Source organism: Streptomyces justiciae (assembly GCF_015163075.1).
Classification (GTDB): domain Bacteria; phylum Actinomycetota; class Actinomycetes; order Streptomycetales; family Streptomycetaceae; genus Streptomyces; species Streptomyces justiciae.
In genome coordinates this window covers 290,040-306,863 of the sequence record NZ_JADDXU010000008.1, presented here as the reverse complement: position 1 = coordinate 306,863, position 16,824 = coordinate 290,040, and the positions used below count along the sequence as shown (strand labels likewise).

Here is a 16,824-nt window from a genome sequence, read left to right as displayed (position 1 = left end):
AGCTCACTCCCCAGCCCCGGCAACAGCCCCGGCCGCGGCTCCAGCCACCGGCACGGACCGCGCGAAACCGCCGTCCACCATCAGGTTCGCCACCGTCTCCAACTCCGGCGGAGAACCGGCCAGTCGGGACAGGAACACATCGAAGTCATCACCGCACGGCAGCAACAGCCGCTCCACCCGCTCCGCCGGCGCCAGCGAAGGATCGACGTCGCGGGCGTCGTCGTACGCGCAGAACCAGACCGAACCGATCCCCGCGCCCTTCACCTTCACGGCCAGCAGCCCGCCCTGCACGAAGCCGACACCCAAGTAGTCCTTGGTCAGATGGTCACGCAGGCACTTGTTCACGTACACGAGGTCGTTGACGGCCGCCTCGTCCCGCACCGTGAAGAACGGCTGGTCCACCAGCAGACCCAGCTCCGGGTCCAGAGCCGTCCCCACCGGAGCGCAACCACCCGCCGCCTTCAAGAACGACCGGTACGCACCCGGCAGCCGGTACCCGAGATCCTCCTCGACGCCCAGCACCTGCGACTCCGACACCGCCGCACCCGACTTCGGCAACCCGAAGTGCGCGGGCCGCGTCTCCTGCAACGGCCGCGTCCCCCGCTTCCCGTGCTCCACCGCAGCCGTCGCGATCCCGCCGTGATGCCGCAACAGCGCCTTCACCTCGACCGGCACCAGCTCGAGACGGCGCGAACCCACCACGTGATGCCACGTCCAGCCGTGCGGCGTCGCCACCGCCGGAATCGTGTCCCACAGCTCATGGCCCGTCGCCGCGAGCGCCGCGTTCGCCGACACATAGTCCGTCAGCCGAAGCTCGTCGACACCGAAACCCTCCGGCGGATCGGCGATCTCCGCAGCCGCACGCGCATACGCCGAGAAGTCCGGATAGCCGCGCTCGTCCACCCGCACCCCCCTCGGGTGACGGGCAGCCCGGACCGGATCCGGGAAATGCACGACCTGCCCGGCATAGGCCGCGTTCGGCGGCGCGGCTTGCTGCCCGAGCCGACCTGTCGTCATGGCGGTTGCCCCCTGCGGCACTCTGTACGACCCGCGGCGACCGGCCCCGGCCCCGGTCCACCCGGCTCCGACCCGCCACCCCAGCCCGTATTCGACTTCTCCGACGTTCTCCAGCGTGTTGACCGCATACACGCGGTCGCACACATGCGGGTGCCGACAGCCTATGCGGTACGACGACACCGGTCACCGGGCACCGGTCAGCGGCCCTCCGCTTCCGTGACCAGCCGTCACCCCGCCGTGACAGCCCGCCCAAACCCGGGCGTGTCGCACCGCCCCAGCTTCCGCACCAGCCACGGCATTTGGCACTCTGTGTGATCCGGGGGGATGCTCGGAGGGGATGATGATCATGAATACGACGCAGACGGGACCGCACCCAGGACCGCGACCAGCCACACCCGGCGACCCGCGCCCGGTCACACCCGGCGACCCGCGGACCGGCCTGTCCGGCGACCCCCGCATCGGCTGGAGCAGCGAAGCCGCCCACGCCCCCACCCTGCGCCACCGCCGCGACGGCATACTCCCCACCGTCGCCGCCGCCCTCTCCGTCCGCGGCGCCACCCTCACCGGCACCGCCGCCCGCGGCGACCAGGCCCCACCCCTGCACCCACTCGTCCAGGACTTCCTCGACACCCTCACATCCACCCAGCGCGACCGCTTCACCGGCCGCTGCGCCGAGACGATCCTCATCTCCCGCCACCTCGCCGCCGCCGACGCCGCCCGCACCAAACGCGCCGCCCGCAAACCCATGACCAACGGCGAGGCCCGCAAAGCCCTCAAGCAGGCCAAACTCACCGCCCGCCGCATCCGCGAGGACGGCGACCCCCTCCACGGCAGCTTCGCCACCCCCTGCCGCGCCTGCACCGCCCTCAGCGCCCACTTCGGCGTACGCATCGTCGACCCGGCGGCGGACGACTGACCCCCACACACAGCCCGAGCACCATCAGCACGACGACCATGACCTCGACGATCGAAGGGCAGATGCACCCCGACCGCACCAGCACCACCCGCTTCCCCGTACCCGTCGACGCCGCCCTGCGCGCCGCCGGCTGGCAACCCGGACGCTGGGACATCAAACAGGCCGAGATATGGGCCGACGCCCTCCGCGACCACACCTCACCCGCCGGCCACCGCCACACCGTCTTCCCCGCCGCGGTGGAAGCCTGGGCCGAATTCGGCGGCCTCCACATCACCCCCACCGGCCCCGGCCGCCAGGTCGCCCCCGCCCACCTCCACCTCGACCCCCTGCACGGCCTCCACATGGCCCGCACCCTCGCCGACCTCGGCCGCGCCCTCGACACCGACGTCTGCCCCCTCGGCACCGAGACCGAGACCGCCGCCCTCCTCGCCATCGACACCGAAGGCCGCGCCTACGCCCTCGACCACACCGGCGACTGGTACCTCGGCCCCGACATCGACCACGCCCTCGCCGCCCTCGTCGCAGGCATAGAACCGGTACGGCTCACGGCAGGCTGAGCCACCCCGGACAACGCACGGCAGGCTGAGCCACCCCGGACAACGCGGCGCTACGACGCCGGAATCACCGCCGACACCCGAAAACCCCCCGCGTCCGTCGGCCCGGACACAAAAACCCCGCCCAGCGCGACGACCCGCTCCTTCATCCCCACCAGTCCGTTCCCCCCGGACGGCAACCGCGCCGACGACGCCACCGACACCTCCGGCGGCGGCTCGTTCTCCACCTGCATCGCGATCTCCGACCCCCGATGCGCGAGCCGTACGTGCGTCTTCGCCCCTGCCGCATGCTTGTGGACGTTGGTCAACGCCTCCTGCACGACCCTGTACGCGGTCTGCTCGATCTCCCCCGCGTACGACCGCACATCCCCCTCCACGGTCAGATCCACGACCATCCCCGCGGCCGCCGACTGCCCGATCAACTCCTCCAACTCCGACAGGCAAGGCCCGTCGGACTCCTCCACGGCCCGCGAAGCAGCGGCGGCAGCGGCAACCCCGACCGCAGCCAACGGCACCGCAGCCTGCCGCACACCACCGCCGACACCGTCCCCGCTCCGCAGCACCCCGAGCATCTCCCGCAACTCGGTCAGCGCCTGCCGCCCCATGTCCCCCACGAGCGCGGCATTCTTGACGGCCTTCTCCGGGTCCTTGCGAGCAACGGCCTGAAGTGCGGCCGCATGCACCACCATCAGACTCACCCGATGCGCGACGACGTCATGCATCTCGCGCGCGATCCGAGTCCGCTCCTCATTACGCGCCCACTCGGCCCGTTCCTCCGCCCGCTCGGCCAGCAGCTGAAGCTCCCGCTCAAGACTGTCGGCGCGCTCCCGCAAGCTCTCCATGAGCCGCCGCCGAGCCCCGACGTAGAGCCCGAGCAGCAGGGGCGGCGCGGTCAGCCCGATCGAAATCGCGATCGCGGCGAACGGAACGGACCACCCCCCGAGCTCGCTCTCCCCCGTCTCCATGCTCTGCCGCACCCGCACGAACATCACGATCAGCATGCCGACGAACGACATCCCGGCCAGCGACCCGATGATCCGCCGCGGCAGCTCGGAAGCGGCGAGCGTGTACAGCCCGACGATGCCCATCAGGTACCCCATCTGGGCAGGCGTGATGGCGATCGACACCAGCACCACAGCGATGGGCCACTTCCGCCGCACGAGCAGCGCGGCTCCGGCCAGCGCCCCGAAGACGACCCCCGCCGCCGTCGGAATCCCGGCGTCCCCCGCGAAGTCGACGCCCTCGACCGCGCACTCCAGCACAGAGACGAACGCGAGGCCGATGTCCAACAGTGCGGTACGCCACCTGGCCCACCACCACGGCCCCGTCCGGGCCGCGGCGTGGTCTTCCCCCGTCGTGGTCATGCCTCCAGCCTACGGGCGCCGGGCGCGGCTTTTCCGGTGAGTTTCCGGTACTGGCCTACACCACACGCCGTGACCGGCCAGAAGCGAAACCGCCCGATTTCCCTCGAACTGCTGAACCAGCCCCTGTTCGACCCCGGAAGCGGAGATTCCGCCTGGACGGTATGCCCATGGCAACTTCACCTGGCAAATACGCCGACTTCGAAGGGCTGCGGGAGCGGGCGGTGGCGTTACGACGGCAGGGCTACAGCCTTCGCCAGATCCGCGACGAGCTTCAGGTCCACAACAAGGAGACCCTCCAACGCCTCGTAGAGGGCGAGCCGCCTCCGGAATGGACAAAGCGACCGCGAGCGAAGGACGACCTCCGCGAGAGGGCGCGGGAGCTACGCAAGCAGGGGTGGACGTACAACCAGATCCAAGCCGAGCTGGGCTGCTCGAAGAGCTCGGTGTCGCTGTGGGTACGGGACCTGCCCCATCCAGAGCCCAAGTGCACGCCGGAGGAGCAGCGAGCACGAATGAACGCGGGGCTTGCGCGGCTGCGTGCCGCTCAGGATGAGGAACGGCAGGCAACCAAGGCGGCGGCAGCGGAAGCCGTGGGCGAGCTGTCGGACCGCGACCTGTTCATCATTGGCGTGGCCTTGTACTGGGCCGAGGGAACCAAGGACAAGCCGCACGCTCGCCGGGAGACGGTGGAGTTCGTCAACAGCGACCCCGGCATGATCGCCGTCTTCCTGGCCTGGCTCGACCTGCTCGAAGTGGGGCGAGAGCGACTGAACTGCCGTGTGATGATCCACGAATCCGCGGATGTCGAAGCCGCAGAGCATTACTGGGCCGACATCGTTGGCATCGACGTGACAGCCCTCGGCAAGACAATCCGCAAGAAGCACAACCCAACGACCGTACGCAAGAACACAGGAGACGCGTATCGAGGCTGCCTCGGGATCAAAGTGCGACAGGGAGCCGATCTGTACCGTCGCATCGAGGGCGCCTGGTACGGCATAGTAGGAGCTGTCCGTCCGGACGATCTATCGAACCGGACATAAGGGCGATCCCGGGTCGTCTAAGGGCAGGACAGCGTCTTTTGGTGTCGCTTATGGGGGTTCGAGTCCTCCCCCGGGAGCCCAACCCGATGTGGGCCCTGACAGCACAGTCAGGGCCCACACTCATGTCCCCCAAGAAACGCCCCGGTATCCTGCGGATGTCACCCCACCCCCTCCACAGCCGAAGGGCATCCCGTGAGCGCCAACCGCCCGGCAGCCGTCGTCGTTCTCGCAGCGGGTGAGGGCACCCGTATGAAGTCGGCCACACCCAAGGTTCTCCATGAGCTCTGCGGCCGCAGCCTCGTGGGCCATGTGCTGGCCGCAGCCCGTGAGTTGGACCCCGAGAATCTGGTCGTCGTCGTGGGGCACGCGCGTGAGAAGGTCACCGCGCATCTCAACGACATCGACCCCGACGTACGGACCGCCGTGCAGGCGGAGCAGAACGGCACCGGGCACGCCGTGCGGATGGCGCTCGAAGAGCTGGGCGGGGTTGTCGACGGGACTGTCGTCGTCGTCTGCGGGGACACCCCCCTTCTCACCGGGGAGACGCTCCTCGCCCTCGCGCACACGCACTCCGCCGACGGCAACGCCGTCACCGTGCTCACCGCCGAGGTCCCGGACGCGACCGGGTACGGGCGGATCGTGCGGGACGGTGTCTCCGGTGCCGTGACCGCGATCGTCGAGCACAAGGACGCCTCCGACTCGCAGCGTGCGATCCGTGAGATCAACTCCGGGGTGTTCGCGTTCGACGGGCAGTTGCTCGCGGACGCTCTGGGGAAGGTGCGGACCGACAACAGTCAGGGCGAGGAGTACCTCACCGACGTCCTCGGGATTCTCCGGGAGGCCGGTCACCGCGTCGGCGCTTCCGTCGCCGCCGACCATCGTGAGATCGCCGGTATCAACAACCGCGTGCAGCTCAGCGAGGCCCGCCGGATTCTCAACGACCGGCTGCTGACCGAGGCGATGCTCGCCGGCGTCACCGTCATCGACCCGGCGACGACGTGGGTCGACGTGACCGTCACCTTCGATCAGGACGCGGTCGTCCACCCCAACACCCAGTTGCACGGCGCCACCCACATCGGTTCCACCGCCGAGGTCGGTCCCAACAGCCGTCTCAAGGACACCGAGGTCGGCGCCGGTGCCCGGGTCGACAACACCGTGTCCGACGGTGCCCACATCGGCGCGGACGCGACCGTGGGGCCGTACGCCTATCTGCGGCCCGGTACGCGCCTCGGCGCGAAGGGCAAGATCGGGACGTACGTGGAGACGAAGAACGCCTCGATCGGGGAGGGGACGAAGGTTCCGCACCTCTCCTACGTCGGTGACGCGACCATCGGTGAGTACTCCAACATCGGTGCCGCGAGCGTGTTCGTGAACTACGACGGGCAGGACAAGCATCACACCACCGTCGGGTCGCACTGCCGGACGGGTTCGGACAACATGTTTGTGGCGCCTGTCACGGTCGGGGACGGCGCGTACACCGCCGCAGGGTCGGTGATCACGAAGGACGTGCCGCCCGGTTCGCTGGCCGTGGCCCGTGGCCAGCAGCGGAATATCGAGGGTTGGGTGGCTCGTAAGCGTCCGGGAAGCGCGGCGGCGAAGGCGGCCGAGGCGGCGTCCCGGGAGCCGGGTAGCGACGGCTGACCGGAAACAGGTGCGTCAAACACGGCGTACCGTGATAAGTGCACACCCGCACCCCACCAGCTGAGACGGCCCCGTCGCGCCCAGCGGCGAGGTCTCTCGAGAGCCGGCTGAGACACCTCTGAGGAGACAGTGCTGTGACCGGGATCAAGACGACCGGCGAGAAGAAGATGATGTTCTTCTCCGGCCGCGCCCACCCCGAGCTTGCCGAGGAGGTCGCCCAGCAGCTGGGTGTCGGGGTCGTCCCGACGAAGGCCTTCGACTTCGCCAATGGCGAGATCTACGTCCGTTACCAGGAGTCGGCGCGTGGTGCGGACTGCTTCCTGATCCAGAGCCACACGGCTCCGATCAACAAGTGGATCATGGAGCAGCTGATCATGATCGACGCGCTGAAGCGCGCGTCCGCCCGCTCCATCACCGTCATCGTGCCGTTCTACGGTTATGCCCGTCAGGACAAGAAGCACCGTGGCCGTGAGCCGATCTCGGCCCGGCTCATCGCGGATCTGATGAAGACGGCGGGTGCGGACCGTATCCTCACCGTCGATCTGCACACCGATCAGATCCAGGGTTTCTTCGACGGCCCGGTCGACCACCTCTTCGCGCTGCCGCTGCTGGCGGACTACGTGGGGGCGAAGGTCGACAAGGACAAGCTGACGGTCGTCTCTCCTGACGCCGGGCGTGTGCGGGTGGCCGACCGTTGGTGCGACCGTCTCGGTGCTCCGCTGGCGATCGTGCACAAGCGGCGTGACAAGGACGTCGCCAACCAGGTGACCGTTCACGAGGTGGTCGGTGAGGTGAAGGGTCGCGTCTGCGTCCTCGTCGACGACATGATCGACACCGGTGGCACGATCTGCGCTGCCGCCGATGCGCTGTTCGCGCACGGTGCGGAGGACGTCATCGTGACGGCGACGCACGGTGTGCTGTCGGGTCCGGCCGCCGACCGGTTGAAGAACTCCCGGGTGAGCGAGTTCGTGTTCACGAACACGCTGCCGACGCCGGGTGAGCTGGGTCGTGATCTGGACAAGCTGACGGTGCTGTCGATCGCGCCGACGATCGCGAGTGCGGTGCGTGAGGTGTTCGAGGACGGTTCGGTGACGAGCCTGTTCGACGAGCAGTAAGCCCTGCTGCCCATGAGGCAGAACGCTTCTGCATGATCGATTTTTCTGCGGCCTTCCTTGCTGAGTAGACTGCTCCAGTTGCTCGGCGAGGGAGGCCGTCCTCATTTCTGGTGAGGTACGGCGATCCGTTATCGACGCGCTCTTCGTAGCAGGCCGTTCGTGGCCGGGTGACCTTGTCCGTTCTCACCCATACGAGGAGTGATCCACATGTCCGAGGTCAAGATCTCCGCCGAGACCCGCAGCGAGTTCGGCAAGGGCGCTGCCCGCCGCATCCGTCGTGACGCCAAGGTTCCCGGTGTGCTGTACGGCCACGGTTCGGACCCGCTGCACCTGACGCTTCCGGGCCACGACCTGCTGCTGGCGCTGCGTACGCCGAACGTCCTGATCTCCCTGGACATCGACGGCAAGACCAACGAGCTGGCGATCCCGAAGTCGGTTCAGCGTGACCCGATCAAGGGCTTCCTGGAGCACGTCGACCTGCTGCTGGTCAAGCGTGGCGAGAAGGTCACGGTCGAGATCCCGGTGCACGCCGAGGGTGAGCTGGCCGCCGGTGGCAACCTGCTGGAGCACGTGCTGAACGCGCTTCCGGTCGAGGCCGAGGCCACCCACATCCCCGAGTCCGTCACGGTCTCCGTGGAGGGCCTGGAGGCCGGTGCCTCCATCCTCGCCAAGGACATCAAGCTCCCGGCCGGCACCACGCTCGCCGTCGACGAGGACGCTGTCGTTCTCCAGGTCCTGGCCGCGCAGGCGGAGGAGGCCTCGGAGGAGGCTGCTGAGGGCGACGAGGCCGCCGAGGCCTGAGCCTGAGGCTCTGCAGGAGCTCGCAGGAGCTCTGCAAGAATTCGTCAGCCGCCGCTTCCGTACGGGAGTGGCGGCTGGCGCGTATCGAGGAGAGATGGACGTGACGAGCCCCGCCAACGACCCCTGGCTGATCGTCGGCCTCGGCAATCCCGGGCCGGAGTACGCGGCCAACCGGCACAACGTCGGTTTCATGGTGGCCGATCTGCTGGCCGAGCGGATCGGGGGGAGGTTCAAGCGGGCCGGGAAGGCGCAGGCGCAGGTCGTGGAGGGGCGGATCGGGCCTCCGGGGCCGTTCAACCGCCGGGTGATCCTGGCGAAGCCGATGTCGTACATGAATCTGTCCGGTGGGCCGGTGAACGCGCTCAAGGACTTCTACAAGGTGCCGGTCGCCAACATCGTGGCTGTTCATGACGAGTTGGACATCGACTACGGGGTGCTGCGGTTGAAGCTCGGTGGTGGGGACAACGGGCACAACGGGCTGAAGTCGATGACGAAGGCGTTCAGTGCCGAGTACCACCGGGTGCGGTTCGGGATCGGGCGGCCTCCGGGTCGTATGCAGGTCGCCGACTTCGTGCTGAAGGACTTCTCCTCCGCGGAGCGCAAGGAGCTCGACTACTTCGTGGACCGGGCGGCGGACGCGGTGGAGTGTCTGGTGATCGAGGGGCTGGAGCGGGCGCAAAGCACGTACAACTCCTGACTTGTCACCCACCCGAGTTGACGGGCCGTTCAGGCATGGCCAATGATCCCGGCCATGCCTGCCACTGCCTCCGTCTCCGCCCGCCAGGCCTCGGCTGCCGCCCTCCGTTTCGGGCGGCTCGCGGCGATGGGTGCGGTCGCGGTGCTGATCCTGGTGGCGGGGGTGTGGGCGTCGTGGGGCACCGCGCAGCACGTGATGCTGACGAAGGGCCGGGAGAGCGGCACGATCGAGGTGACGCGGTGCGGGGAGGACACCTGCACCGGGCCGTACACGCCGATCTCCGAGGGGTCCAAGGCGCGGGCCGAGGTCGTCATCGAGAAGACGGTCGCGGTGCGGAAGGGCGAGACGTACACGGTCGTCGTGAAGCCGAGCAGTGACGATGTCGTGCGGTCCGGTCCTGCCGGGATTCTCTACGCCTGGGTTCCGCTCGGTGGTGCGTTGCTGCTGGCGTCGGTCGTGGTGGCGGGCGGGTTGGGGCGTACGCGGGGCGCGTGGGTGATGGCGGGGGCGGGTGTCGCGCTGCTCACCGCGGCTTTCGTGACGGTCTGACAGGTTTCGGCGTTCTTCATTTCTGTGGAGGGCGTGAGTGTTGTCTGTTCGTGATTGACCTGAGGTCAGTGGGGGCTGGATGCTGAGCCGCCCCCTCCACATCTTCCCTGTCACATCTCGAAGATGGACTGCCCCATGCGTACCCTCATCCGCGCCGGCGCCCTGTCCGCCGTCGCCGCTGCCGCCCTGTTCGCGGCCCCGAACGCCTACGCCACCGCTCCCGGTGACAACGGCACTGTGAAGATCCACGACGCCACGACCGGCGAGGAGTTGCGGCGCAACGAGCCGCACGTCTGCACGTTCTATCTGGACGCGTTCGGTTTCGACGGCGTCCAGGAGGTGGACTGGCACATCGAGGCCTGGGCCCCGACGGCCGACGTCAAGGGCGAGACGGTGAAGTCCGGCGAGATCACCCTCGACGCCGAGGGTCACGGCCGGACCGAGGACCTGTCGCTGCCCGACGGCCACTACAAGCTGTTCTGGAACTTCGAGGGCGAGAAGGGCGCGGCCAAGCACAAGGTCTTCTGGACCGACTGCGAGGGCTCCGACGACGACGGCAAGCCGAGTGAGACGCCGTCCTCGTCCGCCTCGTCCTCTCCTTCCGCCTCGCCGTCCGAGTCGGCGCCCGCCGGTGGGTCCTCGGAGCCTTCGGCGTCCTCGTCGCCGTCCGCCCAGGGTGGCGGCGGCAGCGACAGCGAGGGCGGTGACCTCGCCGAGACGGGCAACGGTGCCCCGGTGGGCTTGCTGAGCGGCGCCGCGGCTGCGCTGGTGGCCGCGGGTGGCTACCTGGTGTTCCGCCGCCGTAAGGCATAAGGCACACGGGCCGGTTGTACGACGGTGCCCCCGAGGTTCGACCTCGGGGGCACCGTCGTGTCCGGATGGACCGTCAGCCGGTGTTGCGCAGGCCCGCCGCCACACCGTTCACGGTGAGGAGGAGGGCGCGGGCCAGGGTCGGGTCGGGTTCCTCGCCGGCGGCGGCCGCGTCGCGCTGGCGCTTGAGGAGGGCGACCTGGAGGTAGGAGATCGGGTCGAGGTAGGCGTCGCGGATCGCGAACGTCTGCTTCAGGACGGGCTGGGCGTCGAGGAGTTCGCTCTCGCCGGTGACCTTCAGGACCTCGCTGACGGTGAGGGCGTGTTCGGCCTCGATGGTGGCGAAGACGTGCTGGAGTTCGGCGGGGACGAGGGTGTCGACGTAGTGGCGGGCGATGCGCAGGTCGGTCTTCGCGAGGGTCATCTCGACGTTGGAGATGAAGTTGCGGAAGAAGTGCCACTGTTCGTGCATCTCGTCGAGCACGGTGTCGAGGCCGGCCTCGCGCAGCGCCTTGAGGCCGGAGCCGACGCCGAACCAGCCGGGGACGATCTGCCGGGACTGGGTCCAGCCGAACACCCACGGGATGGCGCGCAGTCCGTCGAGGGAGACGCCGGAGCCGGGGCGGCGGGAGGGCCGTGAGCCGAGGTGCAGGTCGGCGAGCTGGTCGACCGGGGTCGACGCGAGGAAGTACGTCGGCAGGTCGGGGTCCTCGACGAGCCTGCGGTACGCGGCGTGCGCGGCGTCGGAGACGACGTCCATGGCGGCGTCCCAGCGGGCGAGGGCCTCGTCGGACTGGCGCGGGGCGGTGTGCAGGGCGGAGGCCTGGAGGGTGGCGGCGACCGTCAGCTCCAGGTTCTCGCGCGCGAGCGACGGCACCAGGTACTTGTCGGAGATGACCTCGCCCTGCTCGGTCACCTTGATCTCGCCCTCCAGGGTTCCCCAGGGCTGGGCGAGGATCGCGTCGTGGGAGGGGCCGCCGCCGCGGCCGACGGTGCCGCCGCGGCCGTGGAAGAGCCGGAGCCGGACGCCGTAGCGGTGGGCGACGTCGCGCAGGCGGCGCTGCGCGCGGTGGATCTCCCACTGGGAGGTGGTGATGCCGCCGAACTTCGACGAGTCGGAGTAGCCGAGCATGACCTCCTGGACGTCCCCGTTCAGCGCGACCAGGCGCCGGTAGGAGGGGTCGGAGAGCATGTCCTCGAGGATGGTGTCGGCGGCCTTGAGCTCGTCGGTGGTCTCCAGGAGCGGCACAATGCCGATCTTGGCCCAGCCGGCGTGCAGGTCGATGAGGCCCGCCTCGCGCGCCAGCACAGTGGCCGCGAAGACGTCGTCGGCGCCCTGGCACATCGAGATGATGTACGACTCGATGACCTCGGGTCCGAAGACGTCGAGGGCGCGCTTGACGGTGTGGAAGACGCCGAGGGTCTTCTCGCCGGCGGCGTCCAGCGGCGCCGGGGTCGGGGCCAGCGGCCTCCTGGACCGCAGCTCCTTCGCGAGGAGCTTGCCGCGGTAGTCGCGGGGCATGTCGGCGTAGCGCCAGGACTCCTCGCCGAGGCGGTCGAAGAGCTGGCCGAGGGCGTGGTGGTGGGCGTCGGCGTGTTCGCGGACATCCATGGTGGCGAGCTGGAGGCCGAAGGCGGCGAGCGTACGGATCGTACGGTTCATACGGCCCTCGGCGAAGAGGCCGCCGCGGTGTTCGCGCAGAGAGGTCTGGATGAGGGTGAGGTCGTTCAGCAGCTCGCTGGTGCCGAGGTAGTCGCGGCCCGGCTCGTGCGGGGTGTTCTTGGCGAGCCGGAGCTTGGTGTTCTCCAGCTTCTGGCGGATCGCGGTGGCCTTGAGCCGGTAGGGCTCCTCGGCGTTGAGGCGCTTGTAGCGGGGGCTGATCTCGGGGAGGCGCTCCAGGTCGGCCCGCAGCGACTCCAGCAGCTCCTCGGTGGCGCCGGTGTAGCGGATGGAGTTGGAGAGGAAGCCGCGCAGTTCGTCGATCATGTCGAGCGCGTCGTTGATGCCGTGCTCGTGCTGGAGGATCAGGACGTCCCAGGTGACCTGGGGGGTGACGTTGGGGTTGCCGTCGCGGTCGCCGCCGATCCAGGTGCCGAAGGTCAGGGGGCGGGTGTCCTCGGGGAGGGTGACGCCGACGCGCTCCAGTTCGGCGGTGAGGTCCTCCAGGACATCGCCGACGGCGCCGGCGTGCAGCTCGTCGAGGTAGTAGATCGCGTTGCGGGACTCGTCGGTGACCTCGGGGCGTACGACGCGCAGCTCGTCGGTCTGCCAGACGAGGTCGATGTTCTCGGCCAGGCGGGTGTCGTAGCGGCGGCGGTCGGTCTCCAGGACCGGGGTCTCCAGGAGCTCGGCGATGCGGCGGAGCTTGTTGAGGACGGAGCGGCGGGCGGCCTCGGTGGGGTGGGCGGTGAAGACCGGGCGCACGTTGAGGTTCTGCACGGTGGCGCGCAGGTGCTCGGGGTCGGCGTCCTTGAGGCGGTCGGCGGTGCGGGCGAGGAGGCCGCCCTCGGCGGCGCGCCGGGCTCTGAGTTCGCGGCCTCGGTGCACCTGTTCGGTGACGTTGGCCAGGTGGAAGTAGGTGGAGAAGGCGCGCACCAGCTTGGCGGCGGTCTCCAGTTCCGTGCCCCGCAGCAGCTCGGCGGCGGCGTCACCGTCCTCGCGGGTGAGGCGGCGGACCTTCTCGACGAGTTCCAGCAGCTCAGGGCCTTCCTGCCGGACGAGGGTCTCGCCGAGGAGGTCACCGAGTCGCCTGATGTCGGCGCGCAGCTCACTGGAGGTCGTCGTGGTCTGGTCGTCGGCACTGCTCACAGGTGCGGCTCCTTGCAGTGTTGAAGCTCGTCCGGGAGGGAACCCGTAGGCCGGTCGCGCGGCGGCTGCCGCATACGGGCCGGTCATCCGGGAAGAAATGAGAGCGGACCGCGCTGTCCGAACGACTCCAGGATAGGTGCCGGTCGGGACGCGCAGGCTCTCGGGCTCTTGCCGTCGGGCGACGCGCTGCCATACTTACGACGCCGTAGGTTACGGAACCGTAGGGAAGTCCCGCTCGGCTTCCCGCGTGGTTACCGGTACCACGACTCTTCTCCAACCCTCGAACCCCACAGGGGACGCCCCAATGACCACAAGCTCCGATGTGATCGAAGACGCCCCGAAGGCGAATGACGGCTCACCCATGCCCTCCGCCACGCTGGGCGGGGAGCAGAAGCGCGGGATCGAACAGATCACGCTGCTGCTCTTCATCATCGTCCCGTTCCTCGCGTTGCTGGCGGCGGTGCCGCTGGCGTGGGGATGGGGGGTGAGCTGGCTGGACCTCGGCCTGATGGTCTTCTTCTACTACCTCGGGTGCCACGGCATCACGATCGGTTTCCACCGCTACTTCACGCACGGTTCGTTCAAGGCCAAGCGGCCGCTGCGCATCGCGCTGGCGATCGCGGGCTCGATGGCGGTCGAGGGCCCTCTGGTCCGCTGGGTGGCCGACCACCGCAAGCACCACAAGTTCTCGGACGCCGAGGGTGACCCGCACTCTCCGTGGCGGTTCGGCGAGACGGTTCCGGCGCTGATGAAGGGCCTGTGGTGGGCGCACATCGGCTGGATGTTCGACGAGGAGCAGACGCCGCAGGAGAAGTACGCGCCGGATCTGATCAAGGACCCGGCGATCCGTTCGATCTCCCGGCACTTCATCTACTGGACGATGCTCTCCCTCGCCCTGCCCGCGGTGATCGGCGGTCTGGTGACGATGTCCTGGTGGGGGGCGTTCACCGGGTTCTTCTGGGGCTCGCTGGTGCGGGTCTGCCTGCTGCACCACGTCACCTGGTCGATCAACTCGATCTGTCACGCGGTGGGCAAGCGGCCGTTCAAGTCGCGGGACCGTTCGGGCAACGTGTGGTGGCTGGCGGTGCTGTCGTGCGGCGAGTCCTGGCACAACCTGCACCACGCGGACCCGACGTCGGCGCGGCACGGGGTGATGCGCGGCCAGGTGGACTCCTCGGCGCGGCTGATCCGCTGGTTCGAGATGGCGGGCTGGGCGTACGACGTGCGCTGGCCGTCACGCTCGCGTATCGATTCGCGCCGCAACACCGGTGAAGACGGCTCCCGACGCCGGAAGGACGCCGTCGAGGCGGCATGATTGACGCCGTGGCGACCGACTCCAGCAGCACCGAGAGCAATGACAAGCCGCGGCGCACCCGTCGCACGCGGATGACGGGCGCCGAGCGCCGCGCCCAGCTGCTGGAGATCGGCCGCACCCTGTTCGCCGCGAAGGGCTTCGAGGGCACGTCGGTGGAGGAGATCGCGGCCAAGGCCGGGGTCTCCAAGCCGGTGGTGTACGAGCACTTCGGCGGCAAGGAGGGGCTGTACGCGGTGGTCGTGGACCGCGAGATGCGGCGGCTGCTGGACATGGTGACCAGCTCTCTGACGGCCGGGCATCCGCGGGAGCTGTGCGAGCAGGCGGCGTTCGCGCTCCTCGACTACATCGAGGAGTACACGGACGGCTTCCGCATCCTGGTCCGTGACTCCCCCATCCCGCAGTCGACGGGTTCCTTCGCCTCGCTGATCTCGGACATCGCCACCCAGGTGGAGGACATCCTGGGCCGCGAGTTCAAGAGCCGGGGCTTCGACCCCAAGCTGGCCCCGCTGTACGCGCAGGCGTTGGTCGGCATGGTCGCGCTGACCGGCCAGTGGTGGCTGGACGTCCGCCGCCCGAAGAAGGCGGAGGTCGCGGCCCACCTGGTGAACCTGGCCTGGCACGGCCTGGACGGCCTGGAGGCGAAGCCGCATCTGATAGGGCGCCGCAAGAGCTGAGGCCTGCGGCGCCTGAACCGTCCTGAGCGCTGGAGACGTCCTCAGTGGATGTCCTCAGTGCTTCCTCAGTGCTTCCTCAGTGGATGTCCTCAGTGCTTGAAGATGTCCTTCTCCTTCTCCTTCGCCTGGCGTGCGTCGCCCTTCGCCTGTTCGGCGCGGCCCTTGGTGGTCATCCGCTCGTTGCCGACCGCGCGGCCCATGGTCTCCTTGGCCTTGCCCTTGGCCTGTTCCTTCTTGGCCTTGGCCTTCTGGTCCTTCGCCACGTCACTCACTCCCGACTGTGTTCCTTCCCGGCTGCCGGGTGAACGGTGGCCCGGCGCTCAAACGCCCGGTTCCAGAAACTCCAGCCGGTTGCCGACGGGGTCGTAGGAGTAGAAACGCCGGTGGCCTGGCAGGTCGGTGTCCCAGGTGACGGTGGCACCCCGGGTCTCCAGGCGGGCGGCGTAGGTCTCGATGTCGGTGACCCGCAGCCCCGGGTGGGCTTTGAGGGCGGGGCGGAAGGCGGCCTCGATGCCGAGGTGGAGCTGGACGGGCCCGGCCTGGAACCAGCACCCTCCCCTGGCCGCGAGCGCGGGCGGCTTGGGGATCTCGGTCATGCCGAGGACACCGGCGTAGTAGGCCCGCAGCCGGTCCTCGGAGCCGGGCGGGGCGGCGAGCTGCACATGGTCGACGGCGGTGATCACGGACGTACCCCCTTGAAGGGCGCTGCGATGATCATCCGCTACGCCCCCGTCTTGCGGGCGACCGCGAAGATGCGGCGGAACGGGAACGGGGTGCCGTGCGGGCCCGCCGGGTAGGCCTCGCGCAGGGCGGCGCGGTACGCGGTCAGGAACGTCTCGCGGGCCGCCGGGTCGTCGGCGAGGGCGGTGAGGACGGGCCGCAGTCCGGTGCCCTTCACCCAGTCCAGCACCGGGTCCTCGCCGGTGAGGAGGTGGACGTACGTCGTCTCCCAGACGTCGGCGGTGCAGCCGAGGGCGGTGACGTGGGCGAGGTAGGCCTCGGGGGTGTGGACGGCGTCCTCGTGGCGCAGGGCCTCGGAGAGGCCGTGGGAGGCGGCGAGTTCGCGCATCAGCCGGTGGCTGGGGGCGCCGAAGTTGCCGGGGACCTGGAAGGCGAGGGTGCCGCCGGGTTCCAGGGCGTCGATCCAGTCGGCGAAGCGCTCCACGTGCCCGGGGACCCACTGGAGGGTGGCGTTGCTGATGATGAGGTCGTACGGCCCCGTGGGCGCCCAGGTCCGTACGTCCGCGTAGGCGAAGTCGAGGCGGCCGCCGCCGGGGGTGGGGCCCTCGTGTTCGGCGTGCGCCTTGTCGAGCATCTCGGGCGAGTTGTCGTAGCCGGTGATGCGGGCGGTGGGCCAGCGGTCGGCGAGGAGGGCGGTGACGTTGCCGGGACCGCAGCCGAGGTCGGCGATGCGGGCCGGGTCGCTGGGAAGGTCCGGTACGCGGGCGAGGAGGTCGAGGAAGGGGCGGGCGCGGTGGTCGGCGTGGCGCAGGTACTGGGCGGGGTCCCAAGTCGTCATGAG

Annotated in this window: 17 protein-coding genes and 1 tRNA gene; 12 read left to right on the top strand and 6 right to left on the bottom strand. The window is 69.3% G+C overall.

Translation table 11 applies throughout. The features are described 5' to 3' along the window. Positions 1–3: 3 nt before the first annotated feature. Positions 4–1,017 (bottom strand): SMI1/KNR4 family protein, encoded by a 1,014-nt coding sequence (locus tag IQ210_RS23730; protein ID WP_194081227.1) that lies wholly within the window; start codon positions 1,015–1,017, stop codon positions 4–6. 337 nt (positions 1,018–1,354) lie between these two features. Here IQ210_RS23730 and IQ210_RS23725 point away from each other — a divergent pair, with 337 nt between their 5' ends. Both IQ210_RS23725 and IQ210_RS23720 read left to right on the top strand, forming a co-directional pair. Beyond that, a complete protein-coding gene (locus IQ210_RS23725; protein ID WP_194081098.1) occupies positions 1,355–1,933 on the top strand; it encodes a YwqJ-related putative deaminase in 579 nt (192 codons plus the stop codon). A 62-nt stretch (positions 1,934–1,995) separates the two neighbouring features. After that, positions 1,996–2,490 (top strand): SUKH-3 domain-containing protein, encoded by a 495-nt coding sequence (locus IQ210_RS23720; protein ID WP_194081226.1) that lies wholly within the window; start codon positions 1,996–1,998, stop codon positions 2,488–2,490. A gap of 50 nt (positions 2,491–2,540) precedes the next feature. Here IQ210_RS23720 and IQ210_RS23715 read toward each other — a convergent pair whose 3' ends face one another. Next, positions 2,541–3,851 carry a sensor histidine kinase gene (locus IQ210_RS23715; RefSeq protein WP_194081097.1) on the bottom strand — a complete coding sequence of 437 codons (1,311 nt, stop codon included), beginning with the start codon at positions 3,849–3,851 and terminating at the stop codon, positions 2,541–2,543. Between the two features lie 167 nt (positions 3,852–4,018). On the opposite strand from IQ210_RS23715, the gene IQ210_RS23710 reads away from it, so the two are divergent. From IQ210_RS23710 to IQ210_RS23675, 8 genes are all read left to right on the top strand, one after another. Continuing rightward, positions 4,019–4,891: a hypothetical protein gene (locus IQ210_RS23710; RefSeq protein WP_194081096.1), complete on the top strand. Its 873-nt coding sequence runs from the start codon at positions 4,019–4,021 to the stop codon at positions 4,889–4,891. A gap of 6 nt (positions 4,892–4,897) precedes the next feature. Next, a tRNA-Gln gene (locus IQ210_RS23705) sits at positions 4,898–4,968 on the top strand. Positions 4,969–5,083: 115 nt separating this feature from the next. Next, positions 5,084–6,532, top strand: a complete 1,449-nt coding sequence (gene glmU, locus IQ210_RS23700) for a bifunctional UDP-N-acetylglucosamine diphosphorylase/glucosamine-1-phosphate N-acetyltransferase GlmU (RefSeq protein WP_194081095.1) — start codon at positions 5,084–5,086, stop codon at positions 6,530–6,532. 134 nt (positions 6,533–6,666) lie between these two features. Next, the gene (locus tag IQ210_RS23695) at positions 6,667–7,647 is read left to right on the top strand and encodes a ribose-phosphate diphosphokinase (protein ID WP_109496608.1); all 981 of its coding nucleotides are present in this window, start codon (positions 6,667–6,669) and stop codon (positions 7,645–7,647) included. A gap of 207 nt (positions 7,648–7,854) precedes the next feature. After that, positions 7,855–8,448: a 50S ribosomal protein L25/general stress protein Ctc gene (locus IQ210_RS23690; protein WP_194081094.1), complete on the top strand. Its 594-nt coding sequence runs from the start codon at positions 7,855–7,857 to the stop codon at positions 8,446–8,448. A gap of 94 nt (positions 8,449–8,542) precedes the next feature. Further along, a complete protein-coding gene (gene pth, locus IQ210_RS23685) occupies positions 8,543–9,145 on the top strand; it encodes an aminoacyl-tRNA hydrolase (RefSeq protein ID WP_194081093.1) in 603 nt (200 codons plus the stop codon). A gap of 42 nt (positions 9,146–9,187) precedes the next feature. Continuing rightward, entirely contained in the window at positions 9,188–9,694 is a 507-nt protein-coding gene (locus tag IQ210_RS23680; RefSeq protein WP_194081092.1) for a hypothetical protein, read from the top strand. Between the two features lie 135 nt (positions 9,695–9,829). Then, complete coding sequence (locus tag IQ210_RS23675; protein WP_194081091.1) at positions 9,830–10,507, top strand: LPXTG cell wall anchor domain-containing protein; 678 nt, start codon at positions 9,830–9,832, stop codon at positions 10,505–10,507. A 73-nt stretch (positions 10,508–10,580) separates the two neighbouring features. Here IQ210_RS23675 and ppc read toward each other — a convergent pair whose 3' ends face one another. Then, on the bottom strand, positions 10,581–13,313 hold the full coding sequence (gene ppc / locus IQ210_RS23670) for a phosphoenolpyruvate carboxylase (protein WP_194081090.1): 2,733 nt from the start codon (positions 13,311–13,313) through the stop codon (positions 10,581–10,583). Between the two features lie 304 nt (positions 13,314–13,617). On the opposite strand from ppc, the gene IQ210_RS23665 reads away from it, so the two are divergent. Continuing rightward, complete coding sequence (locus IQ210_RS23665; RefSeq protein ID WP_194081089.1) at positions 13,618–14,628, top strand: acyl-CoA desaturase; 1,011 nt, start codon at positions 13,618–13,620, stop codon at positions 14,626–14,628. Continuing rightward, on the top strand, positions 14,625–15,302 hold the full coding sequence (locus tag IQ210_RS23660) for a TetR/AcrR family transcriptional regulator (protein WP_126272557.1): 678 nt from the start codon (positions 14,625–14,627) through the stop codon (positions 15,300–15,302). The genes IQ210_RS23665 and IQ210_RS23660 overlap by 4 nt, the downstream gene beginning before the upstream one ends. Positions 15,303–15,391: 89 nt before the next feature. On the opposite strand, the gene IQ210_RS23655 is transcribed toward IQ210_RS23660, so the two are convergent. From IQ210_RS23655 to IQ210_RS23645, 3 genes are read right to left on the bottom strand one after another with little or no spacing between them, the layout of a single operon-like run. Further along, positions 15,392–15,565: a CsbD family protein gene (locus tag IQ210_RS23655; RefSeq protein WP_194081225.1), complete on the bottom strand. Its 174-nt coding sequence runs from the start codon at positions 15,563–15,565 to the stop codon at positions 15,392–15,394. A gap of 57 nt (positions 15,566–15,622) precedes the next feature. Continuing rightward, positions 15,623–15,985, bottom strand: a complete 363-nt coding sequence (locus IQ210_RS23650; protein WP_194081088.1) for a VOC family protein — start codon at positions 15,983–15,985, stop codon at positions 15,623–15,625. Positions 15,986–16,023: 38 nt separating this feature from the next. Continuing rightward, entirely contained in the window at positions 16,024–16,821 is a 798-nt protein-coding gene (locus IQ210_RS23645; protein WP_194081087.1) for a trans-aconitate 2-methyltransferase, read from the bottom strand. Between the last annotated feature and the right edge of the window lie 3 nt (positions 16,822–16,824).